General features: G+C 69.3%; 24 protein-coding genes. All 24 read left to right on the top strand.

Annotated features, from left to right (window positions below; translation table 11 throughout):
• The first annotated feature begins 1 nt into the window (after position 1).
• On the top strand, positions 2 to 547 hold the full coding sequence (locus GI374_RS09150) for a winged helix DNA-binding protein (protein ID WP_154336764.1): 546 nt from the start codon (positions 2 to 4) through the stop codon (positions 545 to 547).
• A 122-nt stretch (positions 548 to 669) separates the two neighbouring features.
• Positions 670 to 1,035: an NADH-quinone oxidoreductase subunit A gene (locus tag GI374_RS09145; protein WP_154336763.1), complete on the top strand. Its 366-nt coding sequence runs from the start codon at positions 670 to 672 to the stop codon at positions 1,033 to 1,035.
• Positions 1,026 to 1,688 (top strand): NADH-quinone oxidoreductase subunit B family protein, encoded by a 663-nt coding sequence (locus GI374_RS09140; protein ID WP_370515244.1) that lies wholly within the window; start codon positions 1,026 to 1,028, stop codon positions 1,686 to 1,688. The genes GI374_RS09145 and GI374_RS09140 overlap by 10 nt, the downstream gene beginning before the upstream one ends.
• Before the next feature lie 5 nt (positions 1,689 to 1,693).
• The gene (locus GI374_RS09135; protein WP_154336762.1) at positions 1,694 to 2,350 is read left to right on the top strand and encodes an NADH-quinone oxidoreductase subunit C; all 657 of its coding nucleotides are present in this window, start codon (positions 1,694 to 1,696) and stop codon (positions 2,348 to 2,350) included.
• Entirely contained in the window at positions 2,347 to 2,784 is a 438-nt protein-coding gene (locus GI374_RS09130; protein WP_154336761.1) for a thioesterase family protein, read from the top strand. The genes GI374_RS09135 and GI374_RS09130 overlap by 4 nt, the downstream gene beginning before the upstream one ends.
• 10 nt (positions 2,785 to 2,794) lie before the next feature.
• A complete protein-coding gene (locus tag GI374_RS09125) occupies positions 2,795 to 4,033 on the top strand; it encodes an NADH-quinone oxidoreductase subunit D (RefSeq protein ID WP_154336760.1) in 1,239 nt (412 codons plus the stop codon).
• Entirely contained in the window at positions 4,030 to 4,383 is a 354-nt protein-coding gene (locus GI374_RS09120) for a hypothetical protein (RefSeq protein ID WP_154336759.1), read from the top strand. Before GI374_RS09125 ends, GI374_RS09120 begins: the two co-directional genes overlap by 4 nt.
• Positions 4,384 to 4,390: 7 nt before the next feature.
• The gene (gene nuoE / locus GI374_RS09115) at positions 4,391 to 5,332 is read left to right on the top strand and encodes an NADH-quinone oxidoreductase subunit NuoE (protein WP_154336758.1); all 942 of its coding nucleotides are present in this window, start codon (positions 4,391 to 4,393) and stop codon (positions 5,330 to 5,332) included.
• 17 nt (positions 5,333 to 5,349) lie between these two features.
• Positions 5,350 to 6,345, top strand: a complete 996-nt coding sequence (locus GI374_RS09110; RefSeq protein ID WP_154336757.1) for a hypothetical protein — start codon at positions 5,350 to 5,352, stop codon at positions 6,343 to 6,345.
• The gene (locus tag GI374_RS09105; RefSeq protein WP_154336756.1) at positions 6,342 to 6,584 is read left to right on the top strand and encodes a DUF5337 domain-containing protein; all 243 of its coding nucleotides are present in this window, start codon (positions 6,342 to 6,344) and stop codon (positions 6,582 to 6,584) included. Before GI374_RS09110 ends, GI374_RS09105 begins: the two co-directional genes overlap by 4 nt.
• A gap of 28 nt (positions 6,585 to 6,612) precedes the next feature.
• Positions 6,613 to 7,908: an NADH-quinone oxidoreductase subunit NuoF gene (nuoF, locus tag GI374_RS09100; RefSeq protein ID WP_154336755.1), complete on the top strand. Its 1,296-nt coding sequence runs from the start codon at positions 6,613 to 6,615 to the stop codon at positions 7,906 to 7,908.
• Positions 7,909 to 7,913: 5 nt separating this feature from the next.
• A complete protein-coding gene (locus tag GI374_RS09095; RefSeq protein ID WP_154336754.1) occupies positions 7,914 to 8,186 on the top strand; it encodes a hypothetical protein in 273 nt (90 codons plus the stop codon).
• Between the two features lie 4 nt (positions 8,187 to 8,190).
• The gene (locus GI374_RS09090; protein WP_154336753.1) at positions 8,191 to 8,667 is read left to right on the top strand and encodes a TM2 domain-containing protein; all 477 of its coding nucleotides are present in this window, start codon (positions 8,191 to 8,193) and stop codon (positions 8,665 to 8,667) included.
• A gap of 82 nt (positions 8,668 to 8,749) precedes the next feature.
• Positions 8,750 to 9,151 carry a DUF5333 domain-containing protein gene (locus GI374_RS09085; protein ID WP_154336752.1) on the top strand — a complete coding sequence of 134 codons (402 nt, stop codon included), beginning with the start codon at positions 8,750 to 8,752 and terminating at the stop codon, positions 9,149 to 9,151.
• Between the two features lie 11 nt (positions 9,152 to 9,162).
• The gene (locus GI374_RS09080) at positions 9,163 to 9,585 is read left to right on the top strand and encodes a hypothetical protein (protein WP_154336751.1); all 423 of its coding nucleotides are present in this window, start codon (positions 9,163 to 9,165) and stop codon (positions 9,583 to 9,585) included.
• A gap of 28 nt (positions 9,586 to 9,613) precedes the next feature.
• Positions 9,614 to 11,662, top strand: a complete 2,049-nt coding sequence (gene nuoG / locus GI374_RS09075; protein WP_154336749.1) for an NADH-quinone oxidoreductase subunit NuoG — start codon at positions 9,614 to 9,616, stop codon at positions 11,660 to 11,662.
• 11 nt (positions 11,663 to 11,673) lie between these two features.
• The gene (locus GI374_RS09070; protein WP_154336748.1) at positions 11,674 to 12,423 is read left to right on the top strand and encodes a hypothetical protein; all 750 of its coding nucleotides are present in this window, start codon (positions 11,674 to 11,676) and stop codon (positions 12,421 to 12,423) included.
• Positions 12,424 to 12,437: 14 nt separating this feature from the next.
• The gene (gene nuoH / locus GI374_RS09065) at positions 12,438 to 13,502 is read left to right on the top strand and encodes an NADH-quinone oxidoreductase subunit NuoH (protein WP_154336746.1); all 1,065 of its coding nucleotides are present in this window, start codon (positions 12,438 to 12,440) and stop codon (positions 13,500 to 13,502) included.
• 3 nt (positions 13,503 to 13,505) lie between these two features.
• Entirely contained in the window at positions 13,506 to 13,730 is a 225-nt protein-coding gene (locus GI374_RS09060) for a hypothetical protein (RefSeq protein WP_154336745.1), read from the top strand.
• The gene (gene nuoI, locus GI374_RS09055; protein ID WP_154336743.1) at positions 13,730 to 14,221 is read left to right on the top strand and encodes an NADH-quinone oxidoreductase subunit NuoI; all 492 of its coding nucleotides are present in this window, start codon (positions 13,730 to 13,732) and stop codon (positions 14,219 to 14,221) included. Before GI374_RS09060 ends, nuoI begins: the two co-directional genes overlap by 1 nt.
• Entirely contained in the window at positions 14,218 to 14,634 is a 417-nt protein-coding gene (locus GI374_RS09050; RefSeq protein WP_154336742.1) for a carboxymuconolactone decarboxylase family protein, read from the top strand. Before nuoI ends, GI374_RS09050 begins: the two co-directional genes overlap by 4 nt.
• Positions 14,631 to 15,233, top strand: a complete 603-nt coding sequence (locus GI374_RS09045) for an NADH-quinone oxidoreductase subunit J (protein ID WP_154336740.1) — start codon at positions 14,631 to 14,633, stop codon at positions 15,231 to 15,233. The genes GI374_RS09050 and GI374_RS09045 overlap by 4 nt, the downstream gene beginning before the upstream one ends.
• 88 nt (positions 15,234 to 15,321) lie before the next feature.
• Positions 15,322 to 15,627: an NADH-quinone oxidoreductase subunit NuoK gene (gene nuoK, locus GI374_RS09040; RefSeq protein WP_154336739.1), complete on the top strand. Its 306-nt coding sequence runs from the start codon at positions 15,322 to 15,324 to the stop codon at positions 15,625 to 15,627.
• 4 nt (positions 15,628 to 15,631) lie between these two features.
• Positions 15,632 to 17,842: an NADH-quinone oxidoreductase subunit L gene (gene nuoL, locus GI374_RS09035; protein WP_154336738.1), complete on the top strand. Its 2,211-nt coding sequence runs from the start codon at positions 15,632 to 15,634 to the stop codon at positions 17,840 to 17,842.

Here is a 17,842-nt window from a genome sequence, read left to right as displayed (position 1 = left end):
CATGACCGGCAAGCCGACGACATCCCCCGACATCCCCGGCCTCGACCGCCGCTGGCACCTGGCGGCCGACGCGGCCGAGGTCGGGATCACCGAACTCGAATTCGCGCTGATGCGCGCCTTCGAGGGTTTCGGGCGCTGGCAGTCGGAATGCCTCGCCTGCGTCAGCGACCTCGCGGCCACGGGGCCGGAGAACGCGATGCTGCACGTCATCGCGATGAACGGACGGCCGAAATCGGTGAAGGAGCTGGCGCGGCTGACGAACCGCGACGACGTGCCGAATATCCAGTACAGCCTGCGCAAGCTGATCGGCGCCGGGCTGGTCGAGAAGCGCGGCTCGGGCCGGACCGGCGTCACCTACGAGGCGACCGTGGAGGGGCGGCGGGTCTGCGAGGACTACGCCGCGCTGCGCCGCCGCCTGCTGATCGGCGCCATCCAGGCGTTGCCGGGGCTGGCGGGGCGGCTCGACGAGGCGGCGCATGCGCTGAACCTGATGACCGGCATCTATGCCGAGGCGGCGCGGGTCGCGGCGACGCACCGGCGCGGGTGAGCCGCGGCGTCGCAGGCCGCGTGGCGGCCTCGGCTTCGGTTGACCCCATCCCGCCCCCGGTCTAAACCGGCGCATCCACACCCGCGCGCGGTGACGCGGCGCGCAACAGGGAGCCTTGGCCCTTGGATTACCTGCCCCGCGAATACCTGCCGATCCTGATCTTCTTCGGCATGGCCTCGGCGCTCGCCATCGTGCTGGTCGCCGCGGCGGCGCTCGTCGCCGTCCGCAACCCCGACCCCGAGAAGGTCAGCGCCTATGAATGCGGCTTCAACGCCTTCGACGACGCCCGGATGAAGTTCGACGTGCGCTTCTACCTGGTCTCGATCCTGTTCATCATCTTCGACCTCGAGGTGGCGTTCCTGTTCCCCTGGGCGGCCAGCTTCCACTCGATCAGCGAGGTGGCGTTCTGGTCGATGATGGTGTTCCTCGCCGTCCTCACGGTCGGCTTCGCCTATGAGTGGCGCAAGGGGGCTCTGGAATGGGCGTGATGGACAAGCAGGGCGAGCGGGTCGGCGGCGCCGGTCCGTCGCATCACGGCGCGCATCCGACCGGGGTGCAGTCGGGGCTGATCTTTCCCGAAGGCGCGCAAAGGGGCGCGCTGCAGACGGGGGGCGTGCAGACCGGCCTCAATACCGCCGGGGGCGACCGCGATGTCGCGGTGCGGGCGCTGAACCGCGAGCTGCAGGACAAGGGCGTCATCCTGACGACCACCGAGGACATCATCAACTGGGCCCGCAACGGCAGCCTGCACTGGATGATGTTCGGCCTCGCCTGCTGCGCGATCGAGATGATCCACGCCTCGATGCCGCGCTACGACCTCGAGCGGTTCGGTACCGCGCCGCGTGCCTCGCCGCGGCAGTCGGACCTGATGATCGTCTCGGGCACCGTGACCAACAAGATGGCCCCGGCGCTGCGCAAGGTCTACGACCAGATGCCCGAGCCGCGCTACGTGATCTCGATGGGCAGCTGCGCCAATGGCGGCGGCTACTATCACTACAGCTACAGCGTCGTGCGCGGCGTCGACCGGATCGTGCCGGTGGACATCTACGTGCCCGGCTGCCCGCCGACGGCCGAGGCGCTGCTCTACGGCATCCTGCAGCTGCAGCGGAAGATCCGCCGCACCGGCACGCTGGTGAGGTGAACGCGATGGCCGTCTATCCCGATCTCGAGGCGCTCGACGACCTCGCGGCCGAACTGCCGGCCCGCTTCGCCGACGAGGTGATCGACGCCAGCGTGGCCCTCGGCGAGCTGACGCTGACCGTCACGCTCTCCGGCCTGCTCTCCGTGGTCGAGGGGTTGCGGAGCGCACCCGATTGCCGCTTCTCCACGCTCGTGGACATCACCGCGGTGGACTACCCGGAGCGTCCGGCCCGCTTCGACGTGGTCTGGCACTTCCTGTCGATGTATACTAACCGCCGCATCCGGCTGAAGGCCGCGGTGCGCGAGGACGAGCTGGTGCCATCGCTGACCGGCCTCCACCCGAGCGCCAACTGGTTCGAGCGCGAGGTCTTCGACATGTTCGGGATCCTGTTCTCGGGCCACCCGGACCTGCGCCGCATCCTCACCGACTACGGCTTCCGCGGCCATCCCCTGCGCAAGGACTTCCCCACCACCGGCTATGTCGAGGTCCGCTACGACGAGACCCGGCAGCGCGTGGTCTACGAGCCGGTGAAGCTGACGCAGGAATACCGGCAGTTCGACTTCCTCTCGCCCTGGGAGGGGGCGAAATACATCCTGCCGGGCGACGAGAAATCGACCGAGCCGGTGCCGGCCGCGCCCGCCCCGGAGCGGAAGGCGCCGTGAAGCCCGGCCTCGAACCCGGCGCCCGCGCGCGCCATGAGATGGTGGTCGAGCCGTCGCATCTCGTGCCCGCGCTGCTGTCCGAGCAGCGGGACGGGGCAGGGGCGTTTCCCGGCCTGCCCCCCGTCTTCGCCACCGCGCAGATGGTGGCGCTGATGGAATGGGCCTGCCTTGAGCAGATGCGACCCTTCCAGGAAGAGGGCGAGACCTCGCTCGGCGTCCATGTGGACTTCGACCACGCCGCGCCGACGCTTCCGGGGCAGACGATCACCGTCGAAACCGAGGTCGAAGAGGTCGATGGCCGCTTCATCTGGTTCCGGGTCGAGGCCCATGACGGCGTCGAGCGCATTGGCGGCGGGCGTCACCGGCGGGCGGTAGTCCGATCGAGCAACTTTACCGAACGGCTGGCCGCCAAGCGCGCCGCCGCCGGGCTTTGAGGAGGCCGAGATGGACGGCGACATTCGTCAGAACGTCTATGACGACGGCAGCCAGGACCGGCTGACGGGCGAGCAGCGCATCCGCAACTTCAACCTCAACTTCGGCCCCCAGCACCCCTCGGCGCATGGCGTGCTGCGGCTGATCCTCGAACTCGACGGCGAGGTGGTCGAGCGTGCCGACCCGCATATCGGCCTGCTGCACCGCGGCACCGAGAAGCTGATGGAAAGCCGCACCTACCTGCAGAACCTGCCCTATCTCGACCGCCTCGACTACGCCGCGCCGATGAACCAGGAGCACGCCTGGTGCCTCGCGATCGAGAAGCTGGCGGGCGTCGAGGTGCCGCGCCGGGCGCAGCTGATCCGGGTCCTCTTCTCGGAGATCGGGCGGGTCGGGAACCACCTGCTGAACGTCACCTCGCAGGCCATGGACGTGGGCGCGCTGACGCCGCCCCTCTGGGGCTATGAGGAACGCGAGAAGCTGCTGATCTTCAACGAGCGGGCCAGCGGCGCGCGGGTCCATTCCAACTATTTCCGCCCTGGCGGCGTGCATCAGGACCTGCCGCCGCAGCTTCTGGACGACATCGACGACTGGGCCGTGGCCTTCCCCCGCCGGGTGGACGACCTGCACACGCTGCTGACCGAGAACCGCATCTTCAAGCAGCGCAACGTCGATATCGGCGTGGTGAAGGAGCAGGACATCCTCGACTGGGGCTTCTCCGGGCCGATGGTGCGCGGCTCCGGGCTCGCCTGGGACCTGCGCCGCAGCCAGCCCTATGAGTGCTATGACGAGTTCGAGTTCGAGGTGCCCGTGGGCACCAATGGCGACTGCTACGACCGCTATCTCTGCCGCATGGAGGAGATGATCCAGTCGACCCGCATCATCCGCCAGGCGGTGGCCAAGCTGAAGGCCGAGCCGCCGGGCGACGTGATGCATCGCGGCAAGCTGTCGCCTCCCCGCCGGGCCGAGATGAAGCGGGACATGGAATCGCTGATCCACCACTTCAAGCTGTACACCGAAGGGTTCAAGCTGCCCGAGGGCGAGGTCTATGCCGCCGTCGAGGCGCCCAAGGGCGAGTTCGGCGTCTATCTGGTCTCGGACGGCACCAACAAGCCCTATCGCGCCAAGCTGCGGGCGCCGGGCTATCTGCACCTGCAGGCGGCCGACTGGATGACCAAGGGCCACATGCTGGCCGATGTCGCCGCCATCATCGGCACCATCGACGTCGTGTTCGGCGAGATCGACAGATGAGCGCCGGCCTCGCCCTGCCGCTGGTCGGCTGGATCGCCGTGGCCGTCACCCTCGGGCTGACGGTCATGGTGGCTGCCGATCCGCAGGGCGGGCTGGCGCGGCTCGACCACCGGCCCGAACTGCTGGGGCAGGTGATGGCCGGGCGCTACGCCGCGCAGGCGCTGCTGGCCTTCGCCGCCGCCGTCACCGCCCATGCCGGCTTCCTGCTGGCGCTGCTCCTGTCCTTCGCGCTCGCCTCCTTCGTCGATGCGCTCGTCCATGCCCGCGCCGGGCACCGCCACCGTCCCCATACCGTCGCCGGGATCGCCTCGCTTGCCGGCGCGGCCCTGCTGCTGACTGCCCAACACTGAGGGTCCCATGCTCCGCCGCCTCGCCCCCGTCCAGCCCGAGAGCTTCGAGTTCACGCCCGCGAACCTCGCCTGGGCGAGGGCGCAGATGACCAAGTTCCCCGAGGGGCGGCAGGCGTCGGCCATCATCCCGATCCTGTGGCGCGCGCATGAGCAGGAGGGCTGGCTCTCGCGTCCGGCGATCGAATACGTGGCCGACATGCTGGGGATGCCCTATATCCGCGGCCTCGAGGTCGCCACATTCTACTTCATGTTCCAGCTGCAGCCCGTTGGCCGCATTGCGAACATCCAGATCTGCGGCACCACCACCTGCATGATCTGCGGGGCCGAGGACCTGATCGCTGTCTGCCGCGAGAAGATCGCGCCCGAGCCGCATACCCTCAGCGCCGACGGCAACTTCAGCTGGGAGGAGGTCGAGTGCGCGGGCGCCTGCGCCAATGCGCCGATGGCCCAGATCGGCAAGGACTACTACGAAGACCTGACGCCGCAGAAGCTGGCGGAACTGATCGACGCCATGGCAGCAGGGCAGGTGCCGGTGCCGGGGCCGCAGAACGGCCGCTATGCCTCCGAGCCGCTGGGCGGGGCGACCACGCTTTCCGACCAGGCCCCGCCGGTGCTGCGCTACAACGCGAGCGCGCAGGCGGCGGTGGATCTGCGCGACACGCTCAAGCGGATCGACGGCCGCGAGGTGCCGCTCCGCACGCCGTGGCTGACCGCGGGCGAGGATGTCGATGTGCCGGCAGAAATCGAACCGCAGCCCGGCGCCGGGATCGCAGTCGATGCGACCGGCGTTACGGTTCAGGAAGCCCAGGCCGGCTCCCCCGGCCGCCCGGCCGGCGCGCGGGAGCCTGACGCTGCGGCCGCGCGCCTGCAGGACGTGGACCCCGGCGAGGCGACGGTGAGGCGGCAGCCTGCCGCCGAAGGCGGGGGACGCAGCGAAGGCGGGGGCTGAGCCGCAAGGAGGGTTGCATGGGCGGGAATTGCAGGCAGCGGAGCCAGGTCGCAGGCGGGGTCATCGGCCTCTTCGTGCTGATGTGGCTGGTGACGATCGGGGGCATGTCGCTGCTGGCAGCGCTGGTTCTCGGCATCCTGGCATGGGTGCTCATCACCGGGCTGCTGGTCTGGGGCGTCTGCGAGGGCCGCGGCGGCGCCGAGGAGCACTCGGCGATCCTCGCCGCGGATTGGCGGTCCGAGCCCTTCGTGCCGACCCGCCGCGTGGTGAAGCCTGGCGGCGACGTGAGCGAGGAGGGGCCGCTCAACCCGATTGCGCGCGTGCCCCCCGGCCCGCCACTCGAAAGGGTGACGATGGCGCGCGGCGACGAGCCGGTGCGGATTGGCGAAGGCGTGCGGGCGATGCAGAGCGCGGACGGAACGGCGACCGGCGGTGCGCAGGGCGCGGCTGCAACCTCGAAACAGGACGCCACGACCAGCCAGGTCCCGGCCGGCGGCGAGCCTGAGCCGGCCGCCATGACGCGCTCTCCCGCGCTCTCCGCGCAAGGCGATCCGGCCCGCGGCGCGCCGGAGCAGAATGTCCGGTCCGGGGATGTCTCGGTCGAGGGCAATCCGGACCAGTTGTCCGACAACATGCCGCAGGTGCCCATGCGGCACGCGGATTCGGCGTCGGAGCAGGCGGCGCTCGAATCCTCGGGCATGGCCCCGCCCTCGGCTGACTCCGAAGCCGGCGCGGATGGCGGGCCCGAGGGGCACATCGTCCCGCTGGAGCGCCGCGACGAAGCCGGCGCCGGGACCGGTGACGACCTGACCCGCATCCGCGGCGTGGGGCCGATGGCGCGCGACTGGTTCGCGGACAACGGCATCACCCGCTTTTCGCAGATCGCCGCCTGGTCGGACGCCGACATCACCCGCGTTTCCGCCATGATGGGGCCGCTCGGGCAGCGCATCCGCCGCGAGGATTGGGTCGGACAGGCCCGCCGTCTTGCCGGAGGCGGGGATCTCGCGCCGTGAGCGCCGCCCGCCCCATCCCGCGCGCGCCCACCGAGGCCGAGCGCCGCGACGCCGGGCAGGCGCGCCTCGTCGCGGTGGTCATGACCGCGGCGATGGTGCTGTGGCTGGGCCTCTCGTGGCTCGGCGGACGTCTGGGCTGGGACCCGGCTTTCGCCTTCCTCTTCGATCTGGCCGCCATCGCGGCTTTCGTCTGGTCGCTGGCCGTGACATGGCGCATCTGGCAGCGGCGGCGGGCCTGAGGGCCGCGATCTTCAAGGATACTTCGACATGCTGAGCGATCAGGACCGCATCTTCCAGAACCTCTACGGCATGCGCGACCGCAGCCTGAAGGGCGCGCGGTCGCGGGGCGCCTGGGACGGCACGGCCGAGATCCTGGCGCGCGGCCGCGACGCGATCGTGGAGCAGGTGAAGGCCTCCGGCCTGCGCGGCCGCGGCGGCGCAGGCTTCCCCACCGGCCTCAAATGGTCCTTCATGCCGAAGGAGAGCGACGGCCGCCCCTCCTACCTCGTCATCAACGCCGACGAATCCGAGCCCGCGACCTGCAAGGACCGCGAGATCATGCGCCACGATCCGCACACGCTGATCGAGGGCGCGCTGATCGCCAGCTTCGCCATGGGCGCGCATGCCGCCTACATCTACATCCGCGGCGAGTTCGTCCGCGAGCGCGAAGCGCTCCAGACCGCCATCGACGAGTGTTACGACGCGGGCCTGCTGGGCCGAAACGCGGCGAAGTCAGGCTGGGACTTCGACCTCTACCTCAGCCACGGGGCGGGCGCCTATATCTGCGGCGAGGAAACGGCGCTGCTGGAGAGCCTCGAGGGCAAGAAGGGCATGCCGCGCATGAAGCCGCCGTTCCCGGCGGGCGCGGGCCTCTACGGCTGCCCGACGACCGTCAACAACGTCGAATCGATCGCCGTGGTGCCGACGATCCTGCGCCGCGGAGCCGAGTGGTTCGCGGGCTTCGGCCGCCCGAACAACGCGGGCGTGAAGCTCTACGGCCTCACCGGGCACATCAACGCCCCCTGCGTGGTCGAGGACGCGATGTCGATCTCGGTTCGCGAGCTGATCGACCGGCACGGCGGCGGCGTGCGCGGCGGCTGGAAGAACCTCAAGGCGGTGATCCCCGGCGGCGCCTCCTGCCCGGTCCTGACGGCCGAGCAGTGCGAGGACGCGATCATGGATTATGACGGCATGCGCGACCTGCGCTCGTCCTTCGGCACCGCCTGCATGATCGTCATGGACCAGTCGACGGACGTGGTGAAGGCGATCTGGCGGCTGTCGAAGTTCTTCAAGCACGAGAGCTGCGGGCAATGCACCCCCTGCCGCGAGGGCACCGGCTGGATGATGCGGGTGATGGAGCGGCTGGTCCGGGGCGAGGCCGAGATCGAGGAGATCGACATGCTCTATGATGTGAGCAAGCAGGTCGAGGGCCATACGATCTGCGCGCTCGGCGATGCCGCGGCTTGGCCGATTCAAGGGCTTATCCGAAACTTCCGCGAAGAGATCGAGGACCGGATCAAGGCCCGGCAGACCGGGCGCATGGGGGCGATGGCGGCGGAGTAATCTGGATGGCCGAGAGCGACGACAACCTTGTCCTGCACCTTTTGCGCGAAATCCGCGCCGAGATGAGCGTGATGCGCCGCATGCAGGAAACGCATGGCGAGCGCCTGACCCGGATCGACCGCACCCTCGAGGAATTGCGCGACACCGCCATCACGGCGATGGGCTATTCCGCCCATGCCTCGCTCGTGACCGAGAAGGCCGGCGAGCGGTTTGATCTTCTGACCCACGAAATCGACGCGCTGAAGCAGCGCGTGGCGGAGCTTGAGTCGAGACCCTGAGGCGATGAAAGGCCAGATCCTCCACATCGACGATCACACCGGCGACGGTGTCATCCGGGCGGTCAACGGCAGCCGTTACGCCTTCACCGCCGGCGACCTGAAAGGCTCCGGCCAGATCGCGGCGGTGGGCGTGGCGGTGGATTTCGAGGCGCAGGAGGGCCGCGCGGTCGACGTCTACCCCGATCCGGGCGCCCCGCGCGTGGCGCGGCATGACCTGCCGGTGCACGCGGGCAGCAAGAGCCGGATCACCGCCGGGCTGCTCGCCATCTTCCTCGGCTCGCTCGGCATCCACAAGTTCTACCTCGGCTATAACGGCGCAGGCGCGGTCATGGCTCTGGCGACGCTGTTCGGCTGGCTGTTCTTCTTCGTCCCCACCTGGATCGTCGGCATCATCGCGATCGTCGAGGGCATCCTCTACCTGCTGCGCACCGACGAGGAGTTCCATGAGGCCTATGTCGTCGGGCACAGGCCGTGGTTCTGACGCGCGCCACACGCGACCGTGTCGGGCCGCGGCCGGAGCGGCGTGGTAGGCTCGCGGGCTCAACCGCAGGGGAGACCCGTCGATGAAGATCCTTGCCGCCTCGCTCGCCCTCGCGTTTGGCCTCGGCGCCGCCATGCCGGCCGTGGCGCTCGAGCCGCTCTCCGAGGAGCGCTACATCAACGACCGTCTGATTTCAGCCCGCATCGCCGACCGCATCCGCCGCACCTGCCCCAGCATCGACGCGCGGCTGGTCTATGCCTGGAGCGAGGCCCGCGCGCTGAAGCGCTATGCCGAGCAGGAAGGCTACAGCGCGGCGCAGATCGACGCCTTTCTCGACAGCGACGCCGACAAGGCGCGCATCTACGCCATCGCCGACGACTACCTCGCCCGCAACGGCGCGACCGATCAGGCCGGGGCCTGCGCCCTCGGCCGGGCCGAGATCGAGCGGCGGTCGATCATCGGCAGCCTTCTGGTGGCGAAATGAGGAACGCGCTCATGAAATGGATTGGCGTGACCCTGCTGGCGCTGGCCGCCGTCGCCATGCTCGCGGGCGACCTGATGGCCGCGCCGCATCACTCCTGGACGCTGCGCTTCGACCTCTTCACGCCGAAGGGCGTGAACTGCGAGGCCTCGGCCCCGCATGCGTCGGTTCGTCGCGGGCAGGACCTGCGCGGCATGCCGCGGATCACCGTCACCGGCGATATCTCCACCGCCTCCATCACCTGCACCGCGCCCGACGGCAGCCGCTGGCGCACCGCGCTGCCCGCCGACAGCCGCCGCCCGCTCAGCCAGACGGTCGAGGGGCTTGCGACCTGGCGGCCGAACGCGCGATGGATGCGGCTGCAGGTGCTGGCCGATCCCTCCGACATTGGGCAGTCCACGGCGCCCCAGGTATACCGTTTCACCCGCCTCCCCTGAGGCGGGTTCACACGAAGGCTGAGACACCATGACCGACCTCCGCACCCTCCGCATCGACGGCCGCGACATCGAGGTCGATCCGAACCTGACCCTGATCCAGGCCTGCGAGATCGCGGGCATCGAAATTCCCCGCTTCTGCTATCACGAGCGGCTCTCGATCGCGGGCAACTGCCGCATGTGCCTGGTGGAGGTCGTGGGCGGGCCGCCCAAGCCGACCGCCTCCTGCGCCATGCAGGTGCGCGACCTGCGCCCCGGCCAGAACGGCGCGCCGCCCGAGATTCGCACCAACTCGCCGATGGTGAAGAAGGCGCGCGAGGGGGTGATGGAGTTCCTGCTCATCAACCACCCGCTCGACTGCCCGATCTGCGATCAGGGGGGCGAGTGCGACCTGCAGGACCAAGCGATGGCTTACGGCGTCGATTTCAGCCGCTACCGCGAGCCCAAGCGCGCCGTGGAGGAGCTGAACCTCGGCCCGCTGGTCGAGACGCACATGACCCGCTGCATCAGCTGCACCCGCTGCGTGCGTTTCATCACCGAGGTCGCGGGCGTGCCGCAGATGGGCCAGACCGGCCGCGGCGAGGACAGCGAGATCACCAGCTACCTCAACCAGACGCTCGACACGAACCTGCAGGGCAACATCATCGACCTGTGCCCGGTCGGCGCGCTCGTGTCCCGCCCCTATGCCTTCACGGCGCGGCCCTGGGAGTTGACCAAGACCGAATCGATCGACGTGATGGACGCGCTTGGCTCCAGCATCCGCATCGACACCAAGGGCCGCGAGGTCATGCGCATCCTGCCGCGCAACCATGACGGCACCAACGAGGAGTGGCTGTCGGACAAGTCGCGTTTCGTCTGGGACGGGCTGCGGAGGCAGCGGCTGGACCGGCCCTATATCCGCGAGAACGGCCGGCTGCGCGAGGCGTCGTGGCCCGAGGCGCTCGAGGCGGCGGCCGCGGCGATGAAGGGGCGGCGGGTCGCGGGGCTGATCGGCGATCTGGCCCCGGTCGAGGCGGTGTTCGCGCTGAAGCAGCTGATCGAGGGGCAGGGCGGCGTGGTCGAATGCCGCACTGATGGCGCCTGGCTGCCTGCGGGCAACCGCTCGGGCTATGTCGGGACGGCGCGCGTGGCGGACCTCGACGACGCGCAGATGATCCAGTTGATCGGCACCAATCCCCGCAACGAGGCGCCGGTGCTGAACGCCCGCATCCGCAAGGCGTGGCTGCATGGCGCGAAGATCGGGCTGATCGGTCCGGCGGCGGACCTGACCTATGACTACGCGCATGTGGGAACCGACCGCGCGGCGCTCGCCGGGCTCTCGGGCGCGGACATCACCGACGAGACGCGGGCCAAGCCGACCGTCGTTGTCGTCGGCATGGGCGCGCTGCGCGAGGCCGATGGCGAGGCGGTGCTGGCCCATGCCATGCGACTGGCCGAGAACAGCGCCTCGAAGCTGCTGGTCCTGCACACCGCCGCGAGCCGGGTCGGCGCCATGGATGTGGGCGCGGTGACGGAGGGCGGGCTGGCCGCCGCGATCGAGGGGGCGGAGGTCATCTTCTCGCTCGGCGCCGACGAGGTCGAGATCGCACCGCGGGCCAAGGGCGGGCCGTTCGTGATCTACCAGGGCAGCCACGGCGACCGCGGCGCGCATCGCGCCGACCTAATCCTGCCCGCGGCCTGCTACACCGAGGAGAACGGCCTCTTCGTCAACACCGAGGGCCGCCCGCAGCTTGCCCTGCGCGCCAACTTCCCGCCGGGCGAGGCGAAGGAGAACTGGGCCATCCTGCGCGCGCTCTCGTCCGAACTGGGCGCGACGCAGCCCTGGGACAACCTCGCGGCGCTTCGCCGCAACCTCGTCGCGGCGCATCCGCATCTTGGCCGCGTGGACGAGGTGGCCGAGAACGAGTGGCAGGCGCTGCCGCTCCGCGACATGGGCGGGGCCGAGGGACGCGTGGACTTCCGCCCGGCGGTGGAGGAGTTCTACCTCACGAACCCGATCGCCCGCGCCTCGGTGCTGATGGCCGAGCTTGCCGCGATTGCCGCCGAGCGCCGGGCGCCGGCGCCGCTGGCGGCCGAGTAGGCGCGCGTCATATGGCGGGCAGGTGGTCAGCGGGGCCGGGGTTCGCCGCCGCGCTGCTGCTGGCCGGCTGCGGCGGCGCGGGCACCGACGCCACGGGGCGGCCCCGCGCCAAGCCCGAGACCTTCCAGACCGTGCTCCAGACCGACACCGGCGCGCTCCCCGCCACGGTCGAGACCCGCTCGGGCGAGATCCTCGTGCGCGACCTCGAGGGGCGGGTGCGGCGGCTGCCGCTCGGCAGCGCGCGGGGCCAGGCGGCCATGGCGCGCAGCGAGGCGGAGCTGGTCGCGGCCGCAAGTGCCGCAGCGTCGCCGCGCGCCACGGCGCAGGAGCTGATGGAGGCCGAGTTCGGGGCCCTCCGCCGCCCCTCACTGCCGGAGGGGGGCGAGGCCGCCGATCCGTCGATTTTCCTTGGCACGCGGGTGGCGGAGCTGCAGCCCGGCGAGTCGCCGCAGATCGCCGGGCGGCCCGCGCGCGGTGCCATCGGCGAGGGCGCGCGGCTGGTCGAGGTCACGGCCAATCTGAAGCAGGGGGTGGACGCGGATACCGCCTTCGCCTATGCGACATGCGCGCTCGCCGGTTGGGCGAAGCGGACCGGCACGCCCTATGCGCGCCACATCCGCACCCTTCAGCAGAGCGCCGGCGGCCGCCTGCGCGTGGCATCGGTCTTTACCGTGTCCGGTCAGGAGCCGATGGGCTTGAGCGTCGTGCAGGCAGATGCGACGCTGGCGGAATGCGAGGCCCGCGGCATCCCCGCGGCGTAAGAGGACGGACGTGAATGGCTGAGTTCTTTGCATCGCCGCTCGGGCTCTTCGTCATCTACCTCGCGCAGGGTCTGGCGATCATTGCCTTCGTGATGCTGTCGCTGGTCTACATGGTCTATGGCGACCGCAAGATCTGGGCCGCGGTCCAGATGCGTCGCGGGCCGAACGTCGTCGGGCCCTGGGGCCTGTTCCAGACCTTCGCCGACGCGATCAAATATGTGGTGAAGGAAATCGTCATCCCGGCGGGCGCCGACAAGTTCGTCTATTTCCTGGCGCCGTTCCTCTCCATGACGCTGGCGCTGACCGTCTTCGTGGCCATCCCCTTCGCGCCCGGCTGGGTGATGGCCGACATCAATGTCGGCATCCTCTTCGTCCTCGCCGTGTCCTCGCTCGAGGTCTACGGCGTCATCATGGGCGGCTGGGCCTCGAACTCGAAATACCCGTTCCTCGCCTCGCTGCGCTCGGCCGCGCAGATGATCTCCTACGAGGTCAGCCTCGGCCTCATCATCATCGGCATCATCATCTCGGCCGGGACGCTGAACCTGTCGGGCATCGTCGCGAGCCAGGATGGCGCCTACGGGTTCCTCAACTGGTACTGGCTGCCGCATCTGCCGATGCTGGCGCTGTTCTTCGTGTCCTGCCTCGCCGAAACCAACCGCCCGCCCTTCGACCTCGTCGAGGCCGAGTCGGAGCTGGTGGCCGGGCACATGGTCGAATACAGCTCGACGCCATACCTGCTCTACATGGCGGGCGAGTACATCGCGATCTTCCTGATGTGCGCGCTGATCTCGATCCTGTTCTTCGGCGGCTGGCTGTCGCCCATTCCGGGGCTGCCCGACGGGGCCCTGTGGATGGTCCTGAAGATGTGGATCTGGTTCTTCATGTTCGCGATGGTGAAGGCGATCGTGCCGCGCTACCGCTACGACCAGCTGATGCGGATCGGCTGGAAGGTGTTCCTGCCGCTGTCGCTGGCCTGGGTCGTGATCGTGGCCTTCCTCGCCAAGTTCCAGGTGCTCGGCGGCGCCTGGGCGCGGTGGGACCACCTGACCCAGATCGGCACCGTCGTTACCGGAGGTTGACCCATGGCCCATGAGATTGCGACTGCGCTCGCCAACGCCACCGAGATCGAGAAGGCCGAGTTTGCGGCGTTCCTGACGGCCGAACTGGCGCGGCTGGACCTCGCCGACGCCGATGCCGCCAAGCGGCAGGTGGTCGCGGCCTTCGACCGCTACGCGCGGCCGGTGGACGAGGCGCAGGAGGATGCCGAGGCGAAGGCCATCGCGCGCGACGGCCGGGAGTTCGGCTGATGGCCGTCGATTTCGCCCGCGCGACCAAGTATTTCCTGATGTGGGACTTCATCAAGGGTTTCGGCATCGGGATGCGCTACTTCTTCGCGCCCAAGGCGACGATCAACTACCCGCATGAGAAGGGCCCCCTCAGCCCCCGCTTCCGGGGTGAGCACGCGCTGCGCCGCTATCCCAGCGGCGAGGAGCGCTGCATCGCCTGCAAGCTCTGCGAGGCGATCTGCCCGGCGCAGGCGATCACCATCGACGCCGAGCCGCGCGAGGACGGCTCGCGCCGCACCACCCGCTATGACATCGACATGACGAAATGCATCTACTGCGGCTACTGCCAGGAGGCCTGCCCGGTCGATGCCATCGTCGAGGGGCCGAACTTCGAATTCGCGACCGAGACCCGCGAGGAGCTGTTCTACGACAAGGAGAAGCTGCTCGAGAACGGCGACCGCTGGGAGGCCGAGATCGCCCGCAACCTCGCGCTGGACGCGCCCTACCGATGAGCGACGCCTATACCCGACTCATTCAGCAGATGCTGGCCTCCGGGCAGGAGATGGCGCGCGCCTTCAACCCGGCGCTCGAGACCTTCAACCCGAAGAGCTTCGAGAAGATGATCCCCACCATGCCGGCCGAGATGCTGGAGATGTGGTGGGGCAAGACCTTCAACCGCGAGGGCCTCGACGCCCGCACGCGGCTGCTGGTGACGCTGGCCGGGCTGATCGCGCAGGGCGCGGTGGCGGAGCCGCAGATCCGGCTGACCGTGCGCCATGCCCGCACCGCCGGTGCCGGACGCCGCGAGATCGCCGAGACGATCTTCCAGAGCGCGATGTTCGGTGGCCTGCCGGCGATGCAGAAGGGCCTCGAACTGGCGCAGGCCGTGTTCGACGAGGAACCCGAGGAGGGCACGCAGGAATGATGACCTTCGCCTTCTACCTCTTCGCGGTGACGGCCGTGGTCTCCGGCGTCGGCGTCGTGATCTCGCGCCACCCGGTCCATTCGGTGCTGTGGCTGATCCTCGCCTTTCTCTGCGCGGCGGGCCTTTTCGTGCTGCTCGGGGCCGAGTTCGTGGCGATGCTGCTGGTGATCGTCTATGTCGGCGCGGTCGCGGTGCTGTTCCTCTTCGTGGTGATGATGCTCGACATCGACTTCGCCCGGCTGAAGGCGGAGTTCGCGCGCTATCTGCCGCTGGCGCTGGTCATGGGCCTCGTGATCCTGACGATGCTGGCCCTCGCCTATGGCGCCTGGGAGCCGGCGGGCGCGGCGGCCGAGATGCGGCAGGTGCCGATCGCCGGGAACACGCTGAACACGCACGCGCTCGGGATGGTCCTCTATGACCGCTACCTCCTGGCCTTCCAGCTGGCGGGGCTGATCCTGCTGGTGGCGATGATCGGGGCGATCCTGCTGACCATGCGCCACCGCCGCGACATCAAGCGCCAGGACGTGCTGCAGCAGATGTGGCGCGACCCGGCCAAGGCCATGCGGATGACCGACCCTAAGCCGGGCCAGGGGCTCTAGGCCCCCCGCACTGGCAGACCCACCCGGCGGGGCGAGCCGGGGCAGAGACGAACGACGACCGGCAACGGACCGGAGGGACGAAGGCGCGATGATCGGACTGACACACTACCTCGTCGTGGGGGCGATCCTGTTCGTCACCGGGATCTTCGGCATCTTCGTCAACCGCAAGAACGTCATCGTCATCCTGATGTCGCTCGAGCTGATGCTGCTGGCGGTCAACATCAACTTCGTCGCCTTCTCGGCCTATCTGGGCGATCTCGTGGGCCAGGTGTTCACCATGTTCGTCCTGACCGTCGCCGCGGCCGAGGCGGCCATCGGCCTCGCGATCCTCGTGGTCTTCTTCCGCAACCGCGGGACCATCGAGGTCGAGGACGCCAACCGGATGCGGGGCTGAACGCATGGAACTGTTCATCGTCTTCGCACCGCTCCTCGCGGCGGTGATCGCGGGCTTCGGCTGGCGGGTGATCTCCGAGGAGGGGGCCGTCTGGCTCGCCACGGGCGTCCTGTTCATCGCCTGCGCGCTCAGCTGGGTCATCTTCCTCGGCTTCGACGGGGTGCCCTACACGGTGCCGGTATTCGACTGGATCGTTTCGGGCGACTTCCACTCGGAATGGGCACTGAAGATCGACCGGCTGACGGCGATCATGCTGGTGGTGGTCACGACGGTCTCGGCGCTCGTGCACCTCTACTCGGTGGGCTACATGGCCCATGACGACAACTGGGGGCCGGGCGAGAGCTACCGGCCGCGGTTCTTCGCCTATCTGTCGTTCTTCACCTTCACCATGCTGATGCTGGTGACGGCCGACAATCTGCTGCAACTGTTCTTCGGCTGGGAGGGGGTGGGCCTGGCCTCCTACCTGCTGATCGGCTTCTACTACCGCAAGCCTTCGGCCAACGCCGCAGCGATGAAGGCCTTCATCGTCAACCGCGTCGGCGATTTCGGCTTCCTGCTGGGCATCTTCGGCATCTGGTGGCTGACCGGCAGCGTCGCCTTCGACGCGATCTTCGCCGCCGCGCCGGTGCTGGCCGAGACGCAGGTGAGCTTTCTCTGGACCGAGTGGAACGCCGCGAACCTGATCGGCGTGCTCCTCTTCATCGGCGCGATGGGCAAGTCGGCGCAGCTCGGGCTGCACACCTGGCTGCCCGACGCGATGGAGGGTCCGACCCCGGTCTCGGCCCTGATCCACGCCGCGACCATGGTGACGGCGGGGGTGTTCCTCGTCTGCCGGATGTCGCCGCTCTACGAATTCGCGCCCGACGCGCGGACCTTCATCGTCTTCATCGGCGCCTCGACCGCATTCTTCGCGGCGACGGTCGGCCTCGTGCAGAACGACATCAAGCGCGTGATCGCCTATTCGACCTGCTCGCAGCTCGGCTACATGTTCGTGGCCGCGGGCGTCGGCGTCTATTCGGCGGCGATGTTCCACCTCTTCACCCACGCCTTCTTCAAGGCGCTGCTGTTCCTCTGCGCCGGCTCGGTCATCCACGCGATGCATCACGAGCAGGACCTGCGGAACTACGGCGGGCTGCGCTCGAAGCTGCCGGTGACGTTCTGGACCATGATGATCGGCACGCTGGCCATCACCGGCGTCGGCATCCCGCTGACCACCATCGGCTTCGCCGGCTTCCTGTCGAAGGACGCCATCATCGAGAGCGCCTGGGCCTCCGGCTCCGGCTACGCCTTCTGGCTCCTCGTGATCGCGGCCGCCTTCACCAGCTTCTACTCGTGGCGGCTGATGTTCCTGACCTTCTTCGGCGAGCCGCGCCCGCAGCGGGTCTGGGACCCCGAGATCAAGGCCGAGGAGGAGGTCCAGCCGGTCCCCGGTGGGCATCACGACGACCACCACGACCCGCTCCACGCCTACAAGCACGCGCATGAGAGCCCGCGGGTGATGACCATCCCGCTGGTGGCCCTCGCCGTCGGCGCGGTGGTTGCGGGCATGGTCTGGTATGGCCCGTTCTTCGGCAGCCACGACCGCGTGGCCGAGTGGTTCCACATGGGCCACGGCACCGCCGAGGCGGCCGCCCATGCCGAGGCGGACCCGGCCGACAGCGCCACGGCCCCGGCCGAAGCGGCCGAGGGCGTGGTCGCGGCGCAGCCCGACGCCTCCGGGACCTGGTTCCGCGGCGGCCCGCCCCGGACCGACGTGCCGCCGCCGGTCGGCAGCGCGATCTACATGCACCCCGACAACCACGTCCTCGACGAGGCGCACCACTCGCCCGCGCTCGTGAAGGCCTCGCCCTTCGTGGCGATGCTGCTCGGGCTGCTGGTCGCCTGGATGTTCTACATCCGCGACCGCGGCGCGGCCGACCGGCTCGCGGCGAACCTGCGGCCCCTCTACGAGTTCGCGCTCAACAAGTGGTATTTCGACGAGATCTACGACTGGGTCTTCGTGCGCTCCGCCCGCGGGATCGGCCGCTTGCTCTGGCGGGGCGGCGACGGGCGGGTGATCGACGGCGGGATCAACGGGCTGGCGATGGGCATCGTGCCCTGGCTCACGCGCGGGGCGCAGCGGTTGCAGTCGGGCTACATCTTCCACTATGGCCTCGCCATGGTTCTGGGCCTCGTCGCCCTGCTTCTCTGGGTGACGATGCGGGGCGCGCTTTGA

Source organism: Paracoccus sp. S-4012, assembly GCF_009674885.1.
Classification (GTDB): domain Bacteria; phylum Pseudomonadota; class Alphaproteobacteria; order Rhodobacterales; family Rhodobacteraceae; genus Paracoccus.
Note: the sequence above shows the minus strand (reverse complement) of the source record. Positions and strands in the feature narration are given on the sequence as shown.

Bases quoted from the DNA above. Each gene is read 5' to 3' on its own strand.
- GI374_RS09150 (WP_154336764.1), top strand. From the start codon at position 2: ATGACCGGCAAGCCGACGACATCCCCCGACATCCCCGGCCTCGACCGC.
- GI374_RS09140 (WP_370515244.1), top strand. From the start codon at position 1,026: ATGGGCGTGATGGACAAGCAGGGCGAGCGGGTCGGCGGCGCCGGTCCG.
- GI374_RS09135 (WP_154336762.1), top strand. From the start codon at position 1,694: ATGGCCGTCTATCCCGATCTCGAGGCGCTCGACGACCTCGCGGCCGAA.
- GI374_RS09125 (WP_154336760.1), top strand. From the start codon at position 2,795: ATGGACGGCGACATTCGTCAGAACGTCTATGACGACGGCAGCCAGGAC.
- GI374_RS09120 (WP_154336759.1), top strand. From the start codon at position 4,030: ATGAGCGCCGGCCTCGCCCTGCCGCTGGTCGGCTGGATCGCCGTGGCC.
- nuoE (WP_154336758.1), top strand. From the start codon at position 4,391: ATGCTCCGCCGCCTCGCCCCCGTCCAGCCCGAGAGCTTCGAGTTCACG.
- GI374_RS09110 (WP_154336757.1), top strand. From the start codon at position 5,350: ATGGGCGGGAATTGCAGGCAGCGGAGCCAGGTCGCAGGCGGGGTCATC.
- nuoF (WP_154336755.1), top strand. From the start codon at position 6,613: ATGCTGAGCGATCAGGACCGCATCTTCCAGAACCTCTACGGCATGCGC.
- GI374_RS09095 (WP_154336754.1), top strand. From the start codon at position 7,914: ATGGCCGAGAGCGACGACAACCTTGTCCTGCACCTTTTGCGCGAAATC.
- GI374_RS09090 (WP_154336753.1), top strand. From the start codon at position 8,191: ATGAAAGGCCAGATCCTCCACATCGACGATCACACCGGCGACGGTGTC.
- GI374_RS09085 (WP_154336752.1), top strand. From the start codon at position 8,750: ATGAAGATCCTTGCCGCCTCGCTCGCCCTCGCGTTTGGCCTCGGCGCC.
- GI374_RS09080 (WP_154336751.1), top strand. From the start codon at position 9,163: ATGAAATGGATTGGCGTGACCCTGCTGGCGCTGGCCGCCGTCGCCATG.
- nuoG (WP_154336749.1), top strand. From the start codon at position 9,614: ATGACCGACCTCCGCACCCTCCGCATCGACGGCCGCGACATCGAGGTC.
- GI374_RS09070 (WP_154336748.1), top strand. From the start codon at position 11,674: ATGGCGGGCAGGTGGTCAGCGGGGCCGGGGTTCGCCGCCGCGCTGCTG.
- nuoH (WP_154336746.1), top strand. From the start codon at position 12,438: ATGGCTGAGTTCTTTGCATCGCCGCTCGGGCTCTTCGTCATCTACCTC.
- GI374_RS09060 (WP_154336745.1), top strand. From the start codon at position 13,506: ATGGCCCATGAGATTGCGACTGCGCTCGCCAACGCCACCGAGATCGAG.
- nuoI (WP_154336743.1), top strand. From the start codon at position 13,730: ATGGCCGTCGATTTCGCCCGCGCGACCAAGTATTTCCTGATGTGGGAC.
- GI374_RS09050 (WP_154336742.1), top strand. From the start codon at position 14,218: ATGAGCGACGCCTATACCCGACTCATTCAGCAGATGCTGGCCTCCGGG.
- GI374_RS09045 (WP_154336740.1), top strand. From the start codon at position 14,631: ATGATGACCTTCGCCTTCTACCTCTTCGCGGTGACGGCCGTGGTCTCC.
- nuoK (WP_154336739.1), top strand. From the start codon at position 15,322: ATGATCGGACTGACACACTACCTCGTCGTGGGGGCGATCCTGTTCGTC.
- nuoL (WP_154336738.1), top strand. From the start codon at position 15,632: ATGGAACTGTTCATCGTCTTCGCACCGCTCCTCGCGGCGGTGATCGCG.